Source organism: Serratia sp. CMO1, assembly GCF_015689115.1.
Lineage (GTDB): Bacteria > Pseudomonadota > Gammaproteobacteria > Enterobacterales > Enterobacteriaceae > Serratia > Serratia marcescens.
Genome location: NZ_CP065032.1, coordinates 4673347 through 4691678 on the forward strand (window position 1 = coordinate 4673347; position 18332 = coordinate 4691678).

At 61.8% G+C, this 18332-nt stretch carries 14 protein-coding genes; 5 read left to right on the forward strand and 9 right to left on the reverse strand.

Annotated features, from left to right (window positions below; all coding sequences use genetic code 11):
* Positions 1-10 precede the first annotated feature (10 nt).
* Entirely contained in the window at positions 11-472 is a 462-nt protein-coding gene (locus IT763_RS22260) for an HIT family protein (RefSeq protein ID WP_049300429.1), read from the reverse strand.
* A gap of 16 nt (positions 473-488) precedes the next feature.
* Positions 489-893 carry an ASCH domain-containing protein gene (locus tag IT763_RS22265; protein ID WP_197759333.1) on the reverse strand — a complete coding sequence of 135 codons (405 nt, stop codon included), beginning with the start codon at positions 891-893 and terminating at the stop codon, positions 489-491.
* Positions 894-1028: 135 nt separating this feature from the next.
* Here IT763_RS22265 and IT763_RS22270 point away from each other — a divergent pair, with 135 nt between their 5' ends.
* Positions 1029-1871, forward strand: a complete 843-nt coding sequence (locus IT763_RS22270; protein ID WP_206195024.1) for a 23S rRNA (adenine(2030)-N(6))-methyltransferase RlmJ — start codon at positions 1029-1031, stop codon at positions 1869-1871.
* A 130-nt stretch (positions 1872-2001) separates the two neighbouring features.
* Positions 2002-3354, forward strand: a complete 1353-nt coding sequence (gorA, locus tag IT763_RS22275; protein ID WP_197766440.1) for a glutathione-disulfide reductase — start codon at positions 2002-2004, stop codon at positions 3352-3354.
* A gap of 78 nt (positions 3355-3432) precedes the next feature.
* On the opposite strand, the gene IT763_RS22280 is transcribed toward gorA, so the two are convergent.
* The 3 genes from IT763_RS22280 to IT763_RS22290 all read right to left on the reverse strand — a co-directional run bounded on the left by IT763_RS22280 (position 3433) and on the right by IT763_RS22290 (position 5532).
* A complete protein-coding gene (locus IT763_RS22280) occupies positions 3433-3951 on the reverse strand; it encodes a DinB family protein (RefSeq protein ID WP_110147503.1) in 519 nt (172 codons plus the stop codon).
* 66 nt (positions 3952-4017) lie between these two features.
* Positions 4018-4869, reverse strand: coding sequence for a PhzF family phenazine biosynthesis protein (locus IT763_RS22285; protein WP_016930450.1), 852 nt, complete (start codon positions 4867-4869; stop codon positions 4018-4020).
* 33 nt (positions 4870-4902) lie between these two features.
* The gene (locus IT763_RS22290) at positions 4903-5532 is read right to left on the reverse strand and encodes a LysE family translocator (RefSeq protein ID WP_143778608.1); all 630 of its coding nucleotides are present in this window, start codon (positions 5530-5532) and stop codon (positions 4903-4905) included.
* A gap of 139 nt (positions 5533-5671) precedes the next feature.
* Here IT763_RS22290 and IT763_RS22295 point away from each other — a divergent pair, with 139 nt between their 5' ends.
* From IT763_RS22295 to IT763_RS22305, 3 genes are all read left to right on the forward strand, one after another.
* Positions 5672-7021 carry a PLP-dependent aminotransferase family protein gene (locus IT763_RS22295; RefSeq protein WP_016930452.1) on the forward strand — a complete coding sequence of 450 codons (1350 nt, stop codon included), beginning with the start codon at positions 5672-5674 and terminating at the stop codon, positions 7019-7021.
* Between the two features lie 161 nt (positions 7022-7182).
* Positions 7183-7677, forward strand: a complete 495-nt coding sequence (locus tag IT763_RS22300; protein ID WP_004931017.1) for a molybdopterin-dependent oxidoreductase — start codon at positions 7183-7185, stop codon at positions 7675-7677.
* The gene (locus tag IT763_RS22305) at positions 7674-9458 is read left to right on the forward strand and encodes an ATP-binding protein (RefSeq protein ID WP_016930453.1); all 1785 of its coding nucleotides are present in this window, start codon (positions 7674-7676) and stop codon (positions 9456-9458) included. The genes IT763_RS22300 and IT763_RS22305 overlap by 4 nt, the downstream gene beginning before the upstream one ends.
* Here IT763_RS22305 and IT763_RS22310 read toward each other — a convergent pair.
* The 4 genes from IT763_RS22310 to IT763_RS22325 all read right to left on the reverse strand — a co-directional run bounded on the left by IT763_RS22310 (position 9448) and on the right by IT763_RS22325 (position 18132).
* The gene (locus IT763_RS22310; protein WP_049300425.1) at positions 9448-10299 is read right to left on the reverse strand and encodes a helix-turn-helix domain-containing protein; all 852 of its coding nucleotides are present in this window, start codon (positions 10297-10299) and stop codon (positions 9448-9450) included. The genes IT763_RS22305 and IT763_RS22310 overlap by 11 nt on opposite strands.
* A 454-nt stretch (positions 10300-10753) precedes the next feature.
* Complete coding sequence (locus IT763_RS22315) at positions 10754-13780, reverse strand: autotransporter outer membrane beta-barrel domain-containing protein (protein WP_371811616.1); 3027 nt, start codon at positions 13778-13780, stop codon at positions 10754-10756.
* Positions 13781-13976: 196 nt separating this feature from the next.
* Positions 13977-17000, reverse strand: a complete 3024-nt coding sequence (locus IT763_RS22320; protein ID WP_206195025.1) for an autotransporter serine protease — start codon at positions 16998-17000, stop codon at positions 13977-13979.
* A 478-nt stretch (positions 17001-17478) separates the two neighbouring features.
* Complete coding sequence (locus IT763_RS22325) at positions 17479-18132, reverse strand: TetR/AcrR family transcriptional regulator (protein WP_042706136.1); 654 nt, start codon at positions 18130-18132, stop codon at positions 17479-17481.
* Positions 18133-18332: the final 200 nt, after the last annotated feature.

The following is an 18332-nucleotide window of genomic DNA, read 5'->3' on the forward strand; positions in this document are numbered from 1 at the left end:
CGTTCGTGCCTTAAATGGCGCTTTGGCGGATGCGGGCAGCCAGCGCCGCCAGCTGTTCGTCGTCGGCGCGCGCCGCATCGTGGGAGGAGATATAGCCCTCGTAACGCGTGAAAAACTTCGGCGAGGTCGCTTCGATCGGCCGCCACTGTTCCAGCGACGCGGTGCCGTGCAGCGGGATCAATTTGGCGTGCACGTGGTCGACGCCGTAGCCCTCGAACACCATGCCGCAGCGGCCGACATCCTCGAACGCGCGATCCAGCTGCCGCGCCACCCGCTTGGTCGCCAGCATCAACGCGCTCAGCACCTCGTCCGGCAGATCAAACGCGTAGCTCGGGTGGTGCGCCTTGGGGATCACCACGCTGAAACCGTCGGTGTTGGGAAAGATGGACAGGAACGCCAAATGGTCGTCGTCTTCCCAGATTTTATGGCACGGCGCCTTGCCCGCCACGATGTCGCAAAAAATGCAGCTCATCTTTTATCCTTGTGATTCACAGCGTTTCAACCCGTTCGAATTCTTCGAATACCAGCCACATGTCCGGCGCAAAGCTCCCCTCGCGGGTAAAGAATGCCTGATGCCCCTCGCGCCAAAATGCCAGGCTTTTGTCGCCTTCACCCTCTTTGGCCGCCATCTCGGCGGTCACCCGATCGTAGCGCACCAGGCGCAGCGCCAGGGTTCTGATCACGCAAGCCGGTTCGCCGCGGCCATCGAGAACGATGTTGTAATCGCCGATCCGCGGGGTTTGTTCCCGACGATAGCTCGCATAGGAACTGCAGGTGGCGGTTTTATCCCCGCTCAGCACCAATCCCAGCAGCTCGTCGGCTAACGCGGGGCCGTCGCCGAACGCCCAGCGCGCCGCGTCGGGGTAATTCGCCAAAATCGCCTGTTTGCTCATCGTCCTGTCCCTTTCTGTTAACGTCTGCGGCAACGGAGTCCGGTTTTTCCCGGCCAGACAGTTTATACTGTGCAGATTATAAGCCTTATTGCATTGAATGCTCCGCCTGCGGAGCACAAGGAACCGCCACCCGTCATGTTAAGTTATCGCAACAGTTTCCACGCCGGCAACCACGCCGACGTGCTCAAGCACACCGTTCAGAGCCTGATCATCGAGTCGCTGAAGGAAAAAGAGAAGCCGTTCCTGTATCTGGATACCCACTCGGGCGCGGGCCGTTATCAGCTCAGCGGCGAACACGCCGAGCGCACCGGCGAATACCTGGAAGGCATCGGCTTGCTGTGGCAACGCGACGATCTGCCGGAAGAGCTGGCGGCCTACATGAGCGTGGTGCACAACTTCAACCGTTCCGGCACGCTGCGCTACTATCCCGGCTCGCCGCTGATCGCCCGCCAGCTGCTGCGCCCGCAGGACAAAATCCACCTGACCGAGCTGCACCCGAGCGATTACCCGCTGCTGCGCAGCGAGTTCCAGAAAGACGAGCGCGCCAAAGTGCAGCGCGCCGACGGCTATCAGCAGCTGAAATCCCAGCTGCCGCCACTGTCGCGCCGCGGCCTGATCCTGATGGACCCGCCGTATGAAATGAAGACCGATTACCTGGATGTGGTCAAAGGCATTCAGGAAGGCTACAAGCGTTTCGCCACCGGCACCTACGCGCTGTGGTACCCGGTGGTGATGCGCCAGCAGATCAAACGCATGCTGCGCGATCTGGAAGCCACCGGCATTCGCCGCATCCTGCAGATCGAGCTGGCGGTGAAACCCGACAGCGATCAGCGCGGCATGACCGCCTCCGGCATGATCGTCATCAACCCGCCGTGGAAGCTGGAACAGCAGATGAAGAACGTGCTGCCGTGGCTGCACAAGGTGCTGGTGCCGTCGGGCATCGGTCACCATCTGGTGAACTGGGTGGTACCGGAATAATCCCCATCAGGGCGCGGTTTGCCGCGCCCTGCGTCCGCCTATCGCAGCCATCGACGCAATCTTTGCGACAAACCCCGGTCAGGCGTTAAACTCTTACCCTCTTCAAATTCACAACTCATGGAAATCCCAGATGACGAAACATTACGATTATCTAGCAATTGGCGGCGGCAGCGGCGGTATCGCATCGATCAACCGGGCAGCCATGTACGGCCAAAAGTGTGCGCTGATTGAAGCCAAAGAGCTGGGCGGCACATGTGTAAACGTGGGTTGTGTACCGAAAAAAGTCATGTGGCACGCGGCGCAGATCGCCGAGGCCATCCATCAGTACGGCCCGGACTACGGCTTCGACACCACCGTCAACGCCTTCGACTGGAAAAAGCTGGTCGCCAACCGCACCGCCTATATCGACCGCATCCACAATTCCTACGACAACGTGCTGGGCAAGAACAAGGTCGACGTGATCAAAGGCTTCGCGCGCTTCGTGGATGCGCACACCGTGGAAGTGAACGGCGAAACCATCACCGCCGACCACATCCTGATCGCCACCGGCGGCCGCCCGAGCCATCCGGCTATTCCGGGCGCGGAATACGGCATCGACTCCGACGGCTTCTTTGAGCTGGACGCCATGCCGAAACGCGTCGCCGTCGTCGGCGCCGGCTATATCGCCGTAGAGATCGCCGGCGTGCTGAACGCGCTGGGCGCGGAAACGCATCTGTTCGTGCGCAAGCACGCGCCGCTGCGCACCTTCGATCCGATGATCGTCGAAACCCTGGTGGAAGTGATGAACACCGAAGGACCAAGCCTGCACACCGAATCCGTGCCGAAAGCGATCGTCAAGAACGCCGACGGCAGCCTGACGCTGCAGCTGGAAAACGGCAAGGCATTCACCGTCGACTGCCTGATTTGGGCCATCGGCCGCGAACCGGCGACCAACAACCTGAACCTCGGCGTCACCGGGGTGAAAACCAACGAACAAGGCTACATCGACGTCGATAAGTTCCAGAACACCAACGTCAAAGGCATCTATGCGGTGGGCGACAACACCGGCGCGGTAGAGCTGACCCCGGTCGCCGTGGCCGCCGGCCGCCGTCTGTCCGAGCGCCTGTTCAACAACAAGCCGGACGAACACCTGGATTACAGCAACATCGCCACCGTGGTGTTCAGCCACCCGCCGATCGGCACCGTCGGTCTGACCGAGCCGGAAGCCATCGAGAAGTTCGGCGCGGACAACGTGAAGGTGTACAAATCCTCCTTCACCGCCATGTACAGCGCCGTGACGCAGCACCGTCAGCCGTGCCGCATGAAGCTGGTGTGCGCAGGTAAAGAAGAGAAGATCGTCGGCCTGCACGGCATCGGCTTCGGCATGGATGAAATCCTGCAGGGCTTCGCGGTGGCGGTGAAGATGGGCGCCACCAAGAAGGACTTCGACAACACCGTGGCGATCCACCCGACCGCGGCGGAAGAGTTCGTCACCATGCGCTGAGGCGCAACCTCGCCGGGTTCCGGCGCGTAACAGGCCAGGCGCGAAAGCGTCTGGCTTTTTTTATTTATCTCGCTCGCCTCACGGCGCCCGGCGGTAATGATCGCGAAGAAACACCGGCAAATCGTTCGCCGGTGAAGCAAAGGGCACCTGATAGAGCATATCGCCGACAAAACCGCGATGATAGGTAGCGTGGTTGACGACATGCAGCACGATTTCCTGCCGCGTCATGCGGCCTTCCCCCCCGCCGACGAACGCGAAATGCACCACTTGCGCCAGCGCCTCCGGCGACCAGCTGTCCACCTGTTCGATATACCAGCGGTCCATTTCCTCCACCGCGCACCGCAAGTCGTCAAGCGCAGGCGTTTGCTCGGTGTTGCGCGCGAGGTAGCCATGCTTGCGGCCTTGCAGATGGTGCCTGAAGATATCGTCCACCACATACACATGATTCAAGGTATGCACCATATTGCCGAAACGGGTCGGGCGCGGCCGCAGCGCTTCGCCTTCCGGCAAGGCCGCCACACAGTCAAAGGTCAAGGCGTTCGCCCAGGCTTTGTAACGCACCAGCATTTTCAAGGTATCGATGGCCGTTGCAGACATACTGCTCACTCCTTATCGGATGAAAATCGATATTCAGCTCAGCCGCACGCGGTGCGGCGGCGCGTTCTACGCCGTGCCAATCCCTTGCAGCCGCCCTTCGACCTGAGTGCGCGTATCGCCGCCCACCCAAATCCGGCCGCTCGCGTCGCGGGTGACATGCACGCGTCCGTTGCGCCCACGGCAGCGCCCCTGAGCGGCGATATAGCCGCCGCTGACCACGCCGCTTGCGAACAACCACTGGGCCAGGGAGGCATTGAGGCTGCCGGTGACCGGATCTTCGACGATAGCGCCAAGATGATCGCTCAAAAAGGCGCGAACTTCGAAGGCTGCGTCACCATCGGCATGTGGACCGACGACGCCAATGTCGACCCTGCGCGGCCAGCTTCTCGCCGGCGTCAGGGAAAGCACCCGTTCGGCGCTGGCCAGCCGGATCCCCAGCCACCCCGGACCGTTATCGATCCAGGCGGCATCGAGCGCCTCCTCAGGCGCGATCCCCAAAAACCGCAGCGCGTCGGCCAACGCCGCTTCTGAAGGCGCCCCGGAGCGAATCAACGGCGGCGCGGCAAAACACAGCCGTCCGGCCTCGCGGCGAATGCTCACCAAGCCCGCCCCGCACTCCTGGATGATCTCCGCATCATTGCGCGGCATACCCTCCGCAGTGAGCCAGGCATGACAACTGCCGAGCGTCGGGTGCCCGGCAAACGGCATTTCACGATCCAGCGTGAATATCCGCACCCGGTAATCCGCCTGGGGGTGCGTCGGCGGCAGCAAAAAGGCCGTCTCCGACAGGTTGAACCAACGCGTCAAACGCTGCATGTCCTCCGTCGACAACGCTTCGGCGCCCGTGATCACCGCCAACGGATTGCCAGCGAGCGGCCCGGCGCCAAAGACATCCACCATTTGCATGCCAAAAACCATCGCTTCTCTCCTCAGGTTAACGCCGGGCGTTCATTACCCCCGCGATATCAACAGCTCCAGGCCCGCCAAAGCGAACAGCAGCGCAAGCGTTCCTTCAATCCAGCGCCTCACCCGGGTGTAAAACGCGATCATCGGCGCCGTTGAGAACAACAGGGCATACCCCCCGAAAATCGTCACGCCGAGCAGCGCGCAACCGCCAATAATTGCCGGTAAAACCTGCTCAGGCGCGCCTTGCCGCAATCCCAGCGACATGATCGCCATCCAGGACATGATGGCCTTGGGATTGCCGAGATGCATCAGCACGCCCTGCCGATAAAGCGCCCGATAAGGCCGCGCATCGCGCTCCGCGGCCATGCCCGACGTCGCGGCGGACGTGCGTAACGCGGACTTTCCGGCGCGCAGCGCCAGATACAGCATATACACGCCGCCAACGATCTTGATGGTCCACAGCGCCTGCGCATACGTGGCCAACATGGCGGAAAGGCCGGTCGCGGCCAACATCGCCCAGCACAGCGATCCGGTCATCACGCCGGCGGCCAGCACCAATGCGGGCCTGCGGCCGTCACGCATCGCCACGCCCATGATCGCCATGTTGCTGGGGCCGGGGCTGGCGGTTGCGAGGAGATAGGCGCCGTAAACCAACGCAAGCTGACTGACCATCATGGAAAAACTCCGCTGACCCGCCTTACGGCCGAGCCGTTGTTGAAAACGCCGGGACTCCTCACCAACATAGTATGTGTTACACTTTTCGCCTATTTAAATAGTGTCACGTGACACTATATTCTTTCTCCGGAGAGCGACCATGCGGCTTCAATCCCCCTGGCAACCCCGCCTGGCCAACGTGGAAGCCACTACCGTCGAACGGCTGGTGCTGGCGTTGGCTGACGACATTATCGAGGGCAAGCTGCAAGGGGGCGATCGTTTGCCGGCTCACCGTCCCCTCGCCTGGCAATTGGCGATCGGTCTGGGCACGGTGACCAAAGCCTACGCCATCCTGGAACGACGCGGGCTGGTTCGCAGCGTGAAAGGCCGCGGGATGTTCGTGGCGATTCGCCGCGCCCGTGAAAAACACGAAATCGATCTTTCATCCAATGCGCCGCCGGCGATGCTTACCGATCGTTTGCTGGCGCGCACGCTGGCCGGCATTGCGCGGAAAATGGATGCGGACCATCTGAACTTCTATTCCCCTCCGACCGGGCATCTGGAGCACCGGCGTTTGTTGGCCCGCTGGCTGGAAAACGCCGGCGTCACGATCGATCCGTCGCACCTGGCGCTGACCAGCAATGCCCGTCAGGCGATTTCGCTGGCGTTTGACCTGGCCTGCGGGTCACGCGGCACGATACTGACGGAGAGACTCACCTACCCCGGCGCGATCGCGCTGGCCCGACGTAAAGGCCATCGCCTGATCGGCGTGGAGATCGATGCGCAAGGCATGGTGCCGCAGGCGCTGGCGAGCGCGCTCGAGCGAGTCTCCTCCGGCCATACCGCGGTCTATCTGACGCCGACGCTGCATAACCCGACGACCGCCACCATGAGCGCCGAGCGCAGGCAGGCTATCGTCGAGATATGTCGGCAGGCGAATGTCTGGATCATCGAGGATGGCGTCTACGCGCTGGGTCACTCTGCGGCGCCTGCGCTCGCGGCTTTGGCGCCCGAGCGGGCGTTCCATGTCAATGGCCTGTCGAAAACGCTCGGCCCGGGGTTGCGGATTGGCATGCTGACTCTGCCGCCCGGCATGCAAACTGCGGCGGAAGAAGCCTTGCAAGATATTCCTTTCGCGCCTTCGCCACTGTCTTGCGCTGTGGTGGAGGAGTGGCTGTCCAGCGGCGCAATCGAGACGATACCGCAAGCGTTGCGCCATGAGGCTCAGCGAAGAGTGCATCTGGCCACCTCGATATTTGATGCCGACGACTGCGTATCGCATCCCGACGCTTATCATGTCTGGCTGCCGATGCCGCGCGAAACCGCCGAGTCTGTGGCCGCCGCCGCCGCATTGGTCAACGTAAAGGTGACACCGCCGGACACCGTGATGGTGGCCCGCGACGAACGTGCGACGGGCATTCGCCTGTGCCTGGGCTCCCCCTCGCCGGACGAGCTAACGGCAGGCTTGACGCAGCTGGCACAGCTGTTGAAAGAGCATCGGAACGGCTGACAAACGGAAGAGAAAGGTTACGCGCACGGGCCGACCGGCTCAGGACTGTTCTTTTTGTGCGGTTTACTATTCCCTTCGCACCCGCCTGCTTTTTCTGCCATTATTCTGCCTGATAAATTAGCGGGACTGATACAACCTCCCCGCGCCTCTGGAGAACACCGATGCTGTTCAAACTATGCAAAACCCTTGCGATGGCCTGCGTGGCCCTGATTATCGCCCAGAGCAGCGCGCTCAGCTTTACCCTGGAAGTGGCGGGCAAGATCGACAACGTGACCGACCCGGTCAAAAAAAGCTATCTGTTCACCGATAAGCAGCTGTTGGCGATGCCGGTGCGCAGCATCACCACCTCCACTTCCTGGACGCCGCAGAGAAAATTTGAAGGGATTTCGGTGGCCGATATCCTGGAGCGCGTCGGCGCCAAGGGCGAGACGCTGACTTTCTACGCGCTGAACGATTATTACATCGACGTGCCGCTGTCCGACGTCAAGAAATACAACATGATCCTGGCCTACAGGATGGACGGGGAAATGCTGAAGCTCAGAAACTTCGGCCCGCTGTTCCTGGTTTACCCGCGCGACGCCGCCGGGCCTGAACTGAACTCGCCGTTGTACAATTCACGCTTTATCTGGCAAGTCGACAGGATCGTGATCAAATGAAGCTGACGACCTTTAAGAACGGCAGCAGGCTGGCGATCCCGGCCATCTTTGCCGCGCTGTTTTTAGTGGCTTCGACCGTCACGCTCTATTACTACAGCGCCACCCTGTCGAAAAAAGGGCTGTATGCCATCGCCGGCACGCAAGAGAATTACTCCTGGTCTATCGCCAAGTTCTCCATCAAGCTGGCGGAGTTCGACACGCTGGTCGAGCAGCAAAGCCATGCCGCGCAGGTGGACAGCGACAATCTGCGACTGCGGTTCGAAATCCTCTATTCGCGCTTTTACGTGCTGGAAACCGTCTCCGAATCCACGCAACCGCTGTACGCCGAGCCGGGCTACCCGGAAGTGGTCAAGCAGATGCGCCTGCAGATGGATCGCATCGATAAACTGCTGGATAACCCGAAAATCGACTTCAGCCAGGTTTTCGCGGCCATGAAGGCCATCAAGCCTTACGCTATCGAAATGGCCAACCTGACCGACCACGCCGAGGTGAAGCAGCGCACCGCAGCCTATGAGGATTACATCGAGAAACGGCACATTATTTTCTATGGGCTGGTGATCGTCATGTTCTCGGTGATCGCACTGATCGCCATCACCCTGATCGTGTTCCGCCAGCAGCGGCTGACCATTCGCCAGCAGGCCAAAGCCATTGAGGCGGAGAAAGCGACGCGCACCAAAAACGCCTTCCTCGGTGCCATCGGCCACGAGCTGCGCACCTCATTGCAGAGCGTGATGTCGGCCATCGACGTGCTGGTGAACACCCGAGTGTCGGCGGAGCATGCGGACACTTTCCAGCGGCTGGAGACCGCCGCGCAGCAAATCGAAAGCCAGATGAAGGATCTGACCGACTACGCGCACCTCGACAGCGGCATGATGGAATTGCGCATCGTGCCGTTCGACGCGCAGAAGCTGATCGCGGAAACCGCCAACGAAATCGCCACCCTGACCCGCAAAGAGCAGGTCAAACTGAGCTGCGAAGTGGAGTGCAGCCACCTGTTGGTGCACTCCGATCCGCTGCGCATCCGGCAGATTATCGTCAACCTGCTGACCAACGCCTACAAATACACCGAAAGCGGCAGCATTACGCTGCACAGCTGCCTGCGCCGCCAGCCGGGCGGCAATTCGTTGATCATCGAAGTGACCGACACCGGCATCGGTATTGAAAAAGACCAGCTCGATCAGATCTTCAAACCCTTTACCCAGTTGGATCAGTCGCATACCAAACAGTATGCCGGCGTGGGAATGGGGCTGGCGATCGTGCACGGCCTGGTGACGCTGCTCAACGGCACTATCACGGTATACAGCGAAATCAAGAAAGGCAGCACCTTTATCGTCAGCATTCCGGTGCAGATCAGTGAAGAAGAGCGCGCCGACGAGCCCGCCGCCGCCAATGCCCCCCTGCAGCAAAAGCCGCAGCAGGTGCTGGTGGTGGATGACAACAAGTCGGTGGGGGATGCCTTTGCGGCGCTGCTGGACAAGCTGGGCTACCAGCACGAACTGTGCGACTCGCCGGAGCGCGCGTTGCAGAAACTGCTCAGACGCCCTTACGACGCGCTGTTGCTGGATCTGCAGATGCCGGGCATCGACGGCGCCGCCCTGGCCAGGCAGCTGCGCAATCGTCGCGGCCCCAACCGCCATGTGCCAATCATCGGCATCAGCGCCTATACGCCGGAGCAGCTGACGGCGGATCAGCGCGCCCTGTTCGATAACTACCTGATGAAACCGGTTCGGCTGGATGCGCTGTCGAGCGCGCTGGCCGAGGTGTTCCCCGCTAAAGATTAAAACAGCGTTGCAGTGCGGCTTCGATCACATGGAGCCGCACCGGTTTTTCATAAGGACCGAGCACATCGTACTCGCGCATCGCCTGAGCGATCTCCGACTCGCGTCGGTCGGTGCCCAGTTCGCCGGTCAGCACCAGTACCGGCGCGTCCGGGTTGTCGGAGGCGCGGATGGTGGCGATACAGCGATCCGCCGTTTCCTCACCGATCAGCCAGTCCACCACGTAACCGTCGAACAGGCTTTGCTGCAGCGCTTGGCAGAAGCTGTCGACATCGTAAAACGCCACTGCGTTGAAACCGCAGCCGCCGAGGTACTTGGCCAGCTCATCGGCCGCCTGATGCGAATCGTCCAATACCGCGATGCTCAACCGCTCGTCATCGCCGTAACCGGGCCGAATTTCTATCAGTTCAACGCCGTAACGCGTGCCTGCCGGCGCCTCATCGGCGCGATAGATATGCCATTGCCCCTCCACGCGCAGCGCCACAAATTCCGCCGGCCGCCCGGCAGGAAGTTCGTCGCCAATGTGCCCGACGCAGGGCATCGCCACCCCCGCCACGAAAAAGATGGCATCACGCGCCATGTTTGGCTCGGTCGTCTCATGTTCGGCGCTCAAATCGGCGATCGCCGCCGGCGTTTCTCCCAACGCGGCCGCGACGCTGTTGATCTGTTCCAGCGTCCAGGGGCTTTGCCCTTTCAATTTGCGGTGCGCATGTGAAAAACTCAGATCCAAGATGCGGCTGAGTTCGCGGGCATGCTGACGTTTTCCAATCCCGTAATGTAAAAACAGCTCCCTGACCCGATTGGCAATCGACTGTGAATCGAATTTTTGATGATTGTTATCCATTTGTTCCTTCGATTTTTTTTACTGATTTATCAGTCGTTTTGATTATTTCTGCTGAAAAAGCCACACCTAAAACTAGCATCCCATGCAATTATGCGTTAAAAACGTTGCTTGACATACCATGTTGTATCGTCAAACATGGTATAAAAAGAGACATACAGCAATACACTATAAAAAATAACACCAGCACGATTTTTAATAATAACCATAGTAACACCAGGGAAAATTTGTTCCGTTGCCGCTACTGAGACGATGCTCACATCGCTTGGACTGCATAAGCAAAACGGGGCTTGAGCCTTTAGCGCTAATCTGTTTTACCCACTTTTAAGCCGGGATCCGTCAGGGTCCCGGTTTTTTATTGCCCTGGTGCCGCGCCATCATACGGACTCACCCCGCAGCCGCAAATAAAAACGGAGCCGGCATGCCGGCTCCGTTGACCCTGTAATGACCGCTTGGCTTAGAAACGCCAGGTGAAACCGGCGTTGACGCTGTTGTCCTGGTGGTTCTGCGACAGCAGCCCGCCGTAGCCCAGCGACAGCGAGGCGTTCTCGTTCACCGCCACTTCCGCACCCGCCTTCAGCACCATCCCGTCGCGCGACACCGGCACGCTGTCCACCACGAACGGCGCGTTGCCGCCGTTGAACCGCAGCCCGGTGCCACGCTCCAGCCCGCCGTACTGGTGTTGCCACCCCAGCTCGCTGCGCAGCGCCACCGTCGTGCCCGGGCTCACCTGCCACTCAGTGTCCGCACGCAGCCCCAGCGTCGACACCGTCGCGTCGGTGTGCTGCTTGTCGCCGCGCAGCGCCGCTGCGCCGCCGCTTTCCGCGATGCCGTTGTTTTCAAAGTTCACGTACGCCAGGTTGACGAACGGCTCCAGGTTCAGCCACTCACCCTGCACGCTGTAGCCCGCTTCCGCGAACAGCTGCTCGGTGCGCGCGCTGTACTTCGCCGTGTCGCGGTCCGACTGCATCCCGTAGTTCACCGACCGTTTGGTGTCGATGCGGTGCCAGGTGTAGCCCGCCCCGCCGCGCAGCGCCAGCGCGCCAAACTGCTTGTCGCCGTACGCCGCCAGGTGGTAGTTGTCGCTGTCCGCCTTCGACCCGTACCCGCCGTGCAGCGAGGTGCGGGTGTAGCCGGTCGCCACCCCCAGCCGCCAGTCGGCCGCCGCCGCCGAGTCCAGCCCCACCAGCACCCCGTAGGTCGAGGCCTGATAGCCGGTGGCGTTGGCGTCGCCCGATGCATGGTCCCACGCCCCCAGCAGCTGCGCCCAGGCGCCGTCCTCGTCCGCCTTGATGGCCGACGAGCTCGCCAGCCCTTCCGCCTGACGCAGGCGCCCGTTCAGCGCCTCACGCAGGTAGCGGCTGTCGTTCACCAGCGCCGACGCGATGTCCGCATGGATTTGCCCCGACAGCTGGCGGAACGCCTGCCGCGCCTCGCCCGCCGAGCCGCTGTTGAGCAGGCTCTCGTACACCGGGTTGCCCGCCGCCAGCGCATCCGCCGCCGCCGCCACCGCCCGTTCGTTCGGCGTCTGCGCCACGCTGGCGAAGCTTGTGCCGTTGCGCCCGACGCTCAGCGTTACCCCATTCGGCTGGTAGCTCAGCCCGGTGCCGAGGAACAGGTAGTTCGGCGCCACCGCGTCAAACTGCCCGCTCACCCCCTGCTGCGCGCTCAGGATGGTGTACTGCTGGTCCAGCAGGCTGCGCACCTCGCTTTGCGTCAGCAGGTTGCTGCTGTTCTCCAGCGTGACCGCCACCTCGCCGCCGCCGATCGTCGCCGCTCCGCCGCTCTGGATCCGATCGCTCTGGCCGTTCGGCCCCACTTCCACCGCATAGCGCGAACCCGGCTCGAAGCTGACGTTGCCGGCCACGTTCAGGGTGCCGATCGAGTTGCCCGGCGCCACGGTGCCGCCGCGGCGGGCGGTCAGCGAACCGACCGTGCCGCTGCCGCCGACGATGCCGCCGTTCTGCACGCTGACATCCGAGGTGACCGAGCCGTTGATCGCCAGCCGCCCCTGATTAACCAGCGTCGGGCCGGCATAGGTGTTGGCGCCGGTCATGACCAGCGTGCCCATCCCTTCTTTGGTCAGGCCGCCATGGCCGGAGATGTTGTTGGAGTAGACTTCCAGCTCGCAACTGATGTCGTCACACTTTCTGGCGTGCAGCGTGCCGGCATCCACCTCGGCGCCCAGACCCGGAATATTGGCGACAAACTGGGTCGGGCCGTAGGCCACGCCCGTCGGATCCGGAATGCGGAACTCCGCAGGAATATCTTCGACGGTATAGAACATGCCCGGGCCGTTGATGGCCTTGCCCAGGTTGATCATCCCCCAGCCGTAGAGCGCGTCGATGCCCGGCGCGCCCATGTCGGTGGCGGTGGTTTTCAGCACGTCGGCAATCTGCGCCGAGCTCATGTACGGGAAGCGCTGCAGCAACACCGCCACCGCGCCGGTGACGTGCGGCGTCGCCATCGAGGTGCCGTTTTTATTGCCGTAGTCCGACACCAGGTTGGCCGGATCGGAACCGTTGGCCACGGTGCTGTAGATTTTGCTGCCCGGCGACGAGACGCAGAAGCTGGCGGTATAGCCGCAACGGGAAGAGAAGCTGCTGATGGTGTAAGGCACGCTGTTGGTCGATGTCGCATCCTGCGCCACGCTGGCGACCGACAGCCAGTTCGGCGCGATGTCCGGCACGAAATAGGCCAGGCCGCTGATCACATCCGGCTGGTTGTAGTTGCCGTCGTTACCGGCGGCGAACAGCACCAGAATATTTTTGCGCGCCGCGTCGATGGCGCCCTGATAGCCTGCGCCGGCCAAACTGCCGAGCAGCGGTTTGACCTGATCGAACTGTTCCTGCGCATCCTTCAGCTCAAAGTGCAGCGCGTTGGGATCGCGGCCGCCGTCGGACAGGAAATCGGGAATACTGACGCCCCAGCTGTTGTTGATCACCCGCACGCCGCTCTTGATCATCGCCTGCCAGCCGGCATTGGTGACGGCGCCGTCCAGGCCAAGGAATTCGCCGTAGGCCGGGCCGTCGTTGTCGTTATCGACGCTGATCACCTGCGAATCGAAGGCCACGCCGTGCATGCCGACGCCGTCGCGGTTCGCCGCGCTGATGCCCGCGACGTGCACCCCGTGATTGCTCAGCATGCCCTGTGAACCGCTGTAGAAGTGGAAGGTGCCGTCGAAGTAAAAGCGATCGCCGGCGTTAATCCCCGGCCGGTGCGGATCGGTATAGGCGCGATAGCCTTCGGTGACCACGTTGATCAGTTTGCCGTCGCCGGCGAACTCGGGATGGCGGTTGACCGGGGTATCGAAAATGCCCACCTTCTGCCCTTTGCCGGTGTAGCCGGCGGCATAGGCCTCATCGGCGTGGATCGCCCCCAGCCCCCAGTTGGCGTTGAATTCGGCGCTGCGCCAGCTGGCCGGATCGCCGGCTTGGCCGCTCACCTCGTGCGGCGCCGCCTGCGCATACCCCGCCAGCGCCATGCAGCAGACCAGCGCGTTCAGCCGCCACGGCGAGCGGCGAGCGTTTCCTTTGCTATCAAAACCCATTGTTGTTGTCATTTCCTTACCTTTTGCTTGTTATTGGCCGACGCCCCAGGTGCGCCGGGTTCTCATTAGCAGGATGTGAAAAAGGAACCGCCCGCAGGCGGTTCCCGTACAAGGATTGAGTCGATGTTGCTTAGAAGCGCCAGGTGAAGCCGGCGTTGACGCTGTTGTCCTGATGGTTCTGCGACAGCAGCCCGCCGTAGCCCAGCGACAGCGAGGCGTTCTCGTTCACCGCCACTTCCGCACCCGCCTTCAGCACCATCCCGTCGCGCGACACCGGCACGCTGTCCACCACGAACGGCGCGTTGCCGCCGTTGAACCGCAGCCCGGTGCCACGCTCCAGCCCGCCGTACTGGTGTTGCCACCCCAGCTCGCTGCGCAGCGCCACCGTCGTGCCCGGGCTCACCTGCCACTCAGTGTCCGCGCGCAGTCCCAGCGTCGACACCGTCGCGTCGGTGTGCTGCTTGTCGCCGCGCAGCGCCGCTGCGCCGCCGCTTTCCGCGATGCCGTTGTTTTCAAAGTTCACGTACGCCAGGTTGACGAACGGCTCCAGGTTCAGCCACTCGCCCTTCACGCTGTAGCCCGCTTCCGCGAACAGCTGCTCGGTGCGCGCGCTGTACTTCGCCGTGTCGCGGTCCGACTGCATCCCGTAGTTCACCGACCGCTTGGTGTCGATGCGGTGCCAGGTGTAGCCCGCCCCGCCCCGCAGCGCCAGCGCCCCGAACTGCTTGTCGCCGTACGCCGCCAGGTGGTAGTTGTCGCTGTCCGCCTTCGACCCGTACCCGCCGTGCAGCGAGGTGCGGGTGTAGCCGGTCGCCACCCCCAGCCGCCAGTCGGCCGCCGCCGCCGAGTCCAGCCCCACCAGCACCCCGTAGGTCGAGGCCTGATAGCCGGTGGCGTTGGCGTCGCCCGATGCATGGTCCCACGCCCCCAGCAGCTGCGCCCAGGCGCCGTCCTCGTCCGCCTTGATGGCCGACGAGCTCGCCAGCCCTTCCGCCTGACGCAGGCGCCCGTTCAGCGCCTCACGCAGGTAGCGGCTGTCGTTCACCAGCGCCGACGCGATGTCCGCATGGATTTGCCCCGACAGCTGGCGGAACGCCTGCCGCGCCTCGCCCGCCGAGCCGCTGTTGAGCAGGCTCTCGTACACCGGGTTGCCCGCCGCCAGCGCATCCGCCGCCGCCGCCACCGCCCGTTCGTTCGGCGTCTGCGCCACGCTGGCGAAGCTCGTGCCGTTGCGCCCGACGCTCAGCGTTACCCCGGTCGGCTGGTAGCTCAGCCCGGTGCCGAGGAACAGGTAGTTCGGCGCCACCGCGTCAAACTGCCCGCTCACCCCCTGCTGCGCGCTCAGGATGGTGTACTGCTGGCCCAGCAGGCTGCGCACCTCGCTTTGCGTCAGCAGGTTGCTGCTGTTCTCCAGCGTGACCGCCACCTCGCCGCCGCCGATCGTCGCCGCTCCGCCGCTCTGGATCCGATCGCTCTGGCCGTTCGGCCCCACTTCCACCGCATAGCGCGAACCCGGCTCGAAGCTGACGTCGCCGGCCACGTTCAGGGTGCCGATCGAGTTGCCCGGCGCCACGGTGCCGCCGCGGCGGGCGGTCAGCGAACCGACCGTGCCGCTGCCGCCGACGATGCCGCCGCTCTGCACGCTGACGGCCGAGGTGACCGAGCCGTTGATCGCCAGCCGCCCCTGATTGACCAGCGTCGGGCCGGAATAGGTGTTGTTACCGGTCAGCACCAACGTGCCGATGCCCTGTTTGGTCAAGCCGCCATGGCCGGAGATGTCGTTGCTCCAGAAATCCAGGCCGCACAACACATCGCTGCAAACGCGCTCGGTCGGTTTGCCCTTGTCCAGCACCGCGCCGACGCCCGGCAGATCCACTACAAACTGGGTCGGGCCGTAAGCCACGCCCGTCGGATCCGGAATGCGGAATTCTTCGGGAATATCCTCGGCGGTCACCAACATGCCCGGGCCGTTGATGGCCTTGCCCAGGTTGATCATCCCCCAGCCGTAGAGCGCGTCGATGCCCGGCGCGCCCATGTCGGTGGCGGTGGTTTTCAGCACTTCCGCCACCTGCGCGCCATTCAGATACGGGAAACGCTCCATCAGCACGGCAACGCTGCCGGCCACGTGCGGCGCCGCCATCGAAGTGCCGCTGTATTTGGCGTAACCGGTCGTCAGATTCTCCACGCTGGTGCCTTCGATTATCGAGCTGTATACGCGGGTGCCCGGCGCCGAGACGCAGAGGCTGGCGGTGTAACCGCAGCGAGAAGAGAAGGTGCTGATGCTGTAATCGCCGGTATTGGTCGGATCCTGCAGGCTGGCGACCGACAGCCAGTTCGGCGCGATGTCCGGCACAAAATAAGCCAGACCGGCCATGGCATCGGGGTTATTCAGATTGCCGTCGTTACCGGCGGCGAAGATGGTGACCACGCCGCTGCGGGCCGCGTCGATCGCGCCCTGATAGGCGCCGCCGGGCTTGGTGCCGAGGATCTGTTTGATCTGATCGAACTGCTTTTGCGCATCGTTTACTGTGAAATGCGGATAAGCCGGGTCATAACCGCCCTCATCAAACTTTTCGGTGATGCCGATGCCCCAGCTGTTGTTGATGATGCGCGCGCCGCTGGCCACCAGCGCATCCCAACCGGCCTGGTACACCGCGCCGTCGTTGCCGAGGATGATGCCGTCCTCCGGGCCGGGATCGCCGTTTTCCGCGCTGATGATCTGCGCGTTGAACGCCACGCCGTGCATGGCGCCGCCGTCTCGGCTGCCGGCGGCGATGCCGCCCACGTGGGTGCCGTGCGAACCGAGCGTGCCATCGGAATCCACGCTCGGCGTGCCGTCATAGCGGAAAGCGTCGCCTTTTTTCACCGGAATATAGGGGTCGGTATATTCGCGGATGCCTTCGGTAACCAGATTGATCACCTTATTCTCACCGGCGAACTCCGGGTGCTTGGCGTAGACTGGCTGATCGAAAATGCCAAGTTTGATGCCTTTTCCGGTATAACCGGCGGCGTAGGCCTGGTCGGCGTGGATCGCCCCCAGCCCCCATTCCGCATTGAACTCACTGCTGCGCCAGCTGGCCGGATCGCCCGCTTTGCCGTTCTCTATATAGCTGGAGGCCTGCGCCCCGCCAATCGCCGTCAGGCAGATCAGCATCGCGCTCCATTGTGCGCGATGAACTCCGATTTCAGGCCAGCCGAAGGCCGCCCGAGCGGATTTGACTCCTCTAAGTTTCTTCTCCATCCCAGATACCGTCCGTTGTTGTTTGCAAATGTTTTATAAGATTTTTTGTGTAACAGTTTGGTAACACCAAATAAATAAAGCACAACAATCTCAAGTGCGCTTAATGTGTCATCCGGCAGCTCAACGGGAGGAGAGAATGTTTCAGGGGGGAATCAGGCCAGTGCCGATAAGAAATGACAATGACGTTTGCCGGTATCAAAATGGCGATAACACGTGAAGGGATAAATTATAATTTGCTGATAAATAAAAATATAATCTAGGGAGACATAAAGGATGCGGCCGCCTGAAAAGTGCTTAACAGGCGTCTTTTATCACTTTTAATTATAAATTTTGCCAATATTCACTCAGTGAATTATGCTGGTTTTTCACTCGGTCATCGGCAAAAATTGGATTATCCTGCTGATGTTTTTTTGCAGTTCGTCGCGTCCTCTTCCGCCTGACGCAGAATGGCTTTGGCCATCCATTGCGTGACGTCCTGAATGCTCTCAAGCTCCAGCCCCCAGATATCTTTCAGCACCAGGAACACCTCCGAGCCGTAAATCAGCGAGAAAGCATGAATCACTCTCTGCAGAGAGTCCGGCGGCAGTTTGCCCTGCAGCGGTTCCACCGCCAGCGCCAACAGACGCTTGCGGTTGCCGCGCACGAATTTCTCGCCCGGCGTCGCGTGCGCCCACTGTTGCAAAGAGAGTTGCAGCGCCGCGCGCAATGCTCCCTCGTGCCGCTCCATCTGAGGATAGGCGAAAGTCAGCAACTGCCGGATGCGTTTCAGGGCGTCATCGTCTTGCGGGCGCCATTCCAGAATAGGCCCCAGGCTTTCCGCCACCACGGCGCTAATCAGCGCACTCTGGGTCGGAAAATAGCGGTAGGCCGTCGCACGCGATACCTGCGCATGCGCCGCCAGTTCGGTGATCGAAGGAAACGCCCCTTCGTCATACAGCGTCATCGCGCTGGCCAGCAACAAACGGTAGGTTTTTGCCCGGGTGGAAGTCAGTGAAGGATCAAACGGGGTGGGAAAGGCATCTATCGGCACATAAACCTCATGCATCTGCACACGCTTGCGCAACAGAGGATGCGCCTCTGTCGACTGGCTGCCGGCAAAGCGCCGGCCACGTTGAAAAGCTCAAAAATGAGACAGGAGTCCCATTTTGCACTGAGCTGCCCTTGCAAAAATGATACTGCCGTCTCATTATATAAATACATTAATCAATTTAATTTAAACGCCAACACCAGGGCACCCTATAAAAA

Coding starts and splice junctions, on each gene's coding strand:
- IT763_RS22260 (WP_049300429.1), bottom strand. CDS start 472: ATGAGCTGCATTTTTTGCGACATCGTGGCGGGCAAGGCGCCGTGCCAT.
- IT763_RS22265 (WP_197759333.1), bottom strand. CDS start 893: ATGAGCAAACAGGCGATTTTGGCGAATTACCCCGACGCGGCGCGCTGG.
- IT763_RS22270 (WP_206195024.1), top strand. CDS start 1,029: ATGTTAAGTTATCGCAACAGTTTCCACGCCGGCAACCACGCCGACGTG.
- gorA (WP_197766440.1), top strand. CDS start 2,002: ATGACGAAACATTACGATTATCTAGCAATTGGCGGCGGCAGCGGCGGT.
- IT763_RS22280 (WP_110147503.1), bottom strand. CDS start 3,951: ATGTCTGCAACGGCCATCGATACCTTGAAAATGCTGGTGCGTTACAAA.
- IT763_RS22285 (WP_016930450.1), bottom strand. CDS start 4,869: ATGGTTTTTGGCATGCAAATGGTGGATGTCTTTGGCGCCGGGCCGCTC.
- IT763_RS22290 (WP_143778608.1), bottom strand. CDS start 5,532: ATGATGGTCAGTCAGCTTGCGTTGGTTTACGGCGCCTATCTCCTCGCA.
- IT763_RS22295 (WP_016930452.1), top strand. CDS start 5,672: ATGCGGCTTCAATCCCCCTGGCAACCCCGCCTGGCCAACGTGGAAGCC.
- IT763_RS22300 (WP_004931017.1), top strand. CDS start 7,183: ATGCTGTTCAAACTATGCAAAACCCTTGCGATGGCCTGCGTGGCCCTG.
- IT763_RS22305 (WP_016930453.1), top strand. CDS start 7,674: ATGAAGCTGACGACCTTTAAGAACGGCAGCAGGCTGGCGATCCCGGCC.
- IT763_RS22310 (WP_049300425.1), bottom strand. CDS start 10,299: ATGGATAACAATCATCAAAAATTCGATTCACAGTCGATTGCCAATCGG.
- IT763_RS22315 (WP_371811616.1), bottom strand. CDS start 13,780: ATGGCGCTGGCGGGGTATGCGCAGGCGGCGCCGCACGAGGTGAGCGGC.
- IT763_RS22320 (WP_206195025.1), bottom strand. CDS start 17,000: ATGCTGATCTGCCTGACGGCGATTGGCGGGGCGCAGGCCTCCAGCTAT.
- IT763_RS22325 (WP_042706136.1), bottom strand. CDS start 18,132: ATGCATGAGGTTTATGTGCCGATAGATGCCTTTCCCACCCCGTTTGAT.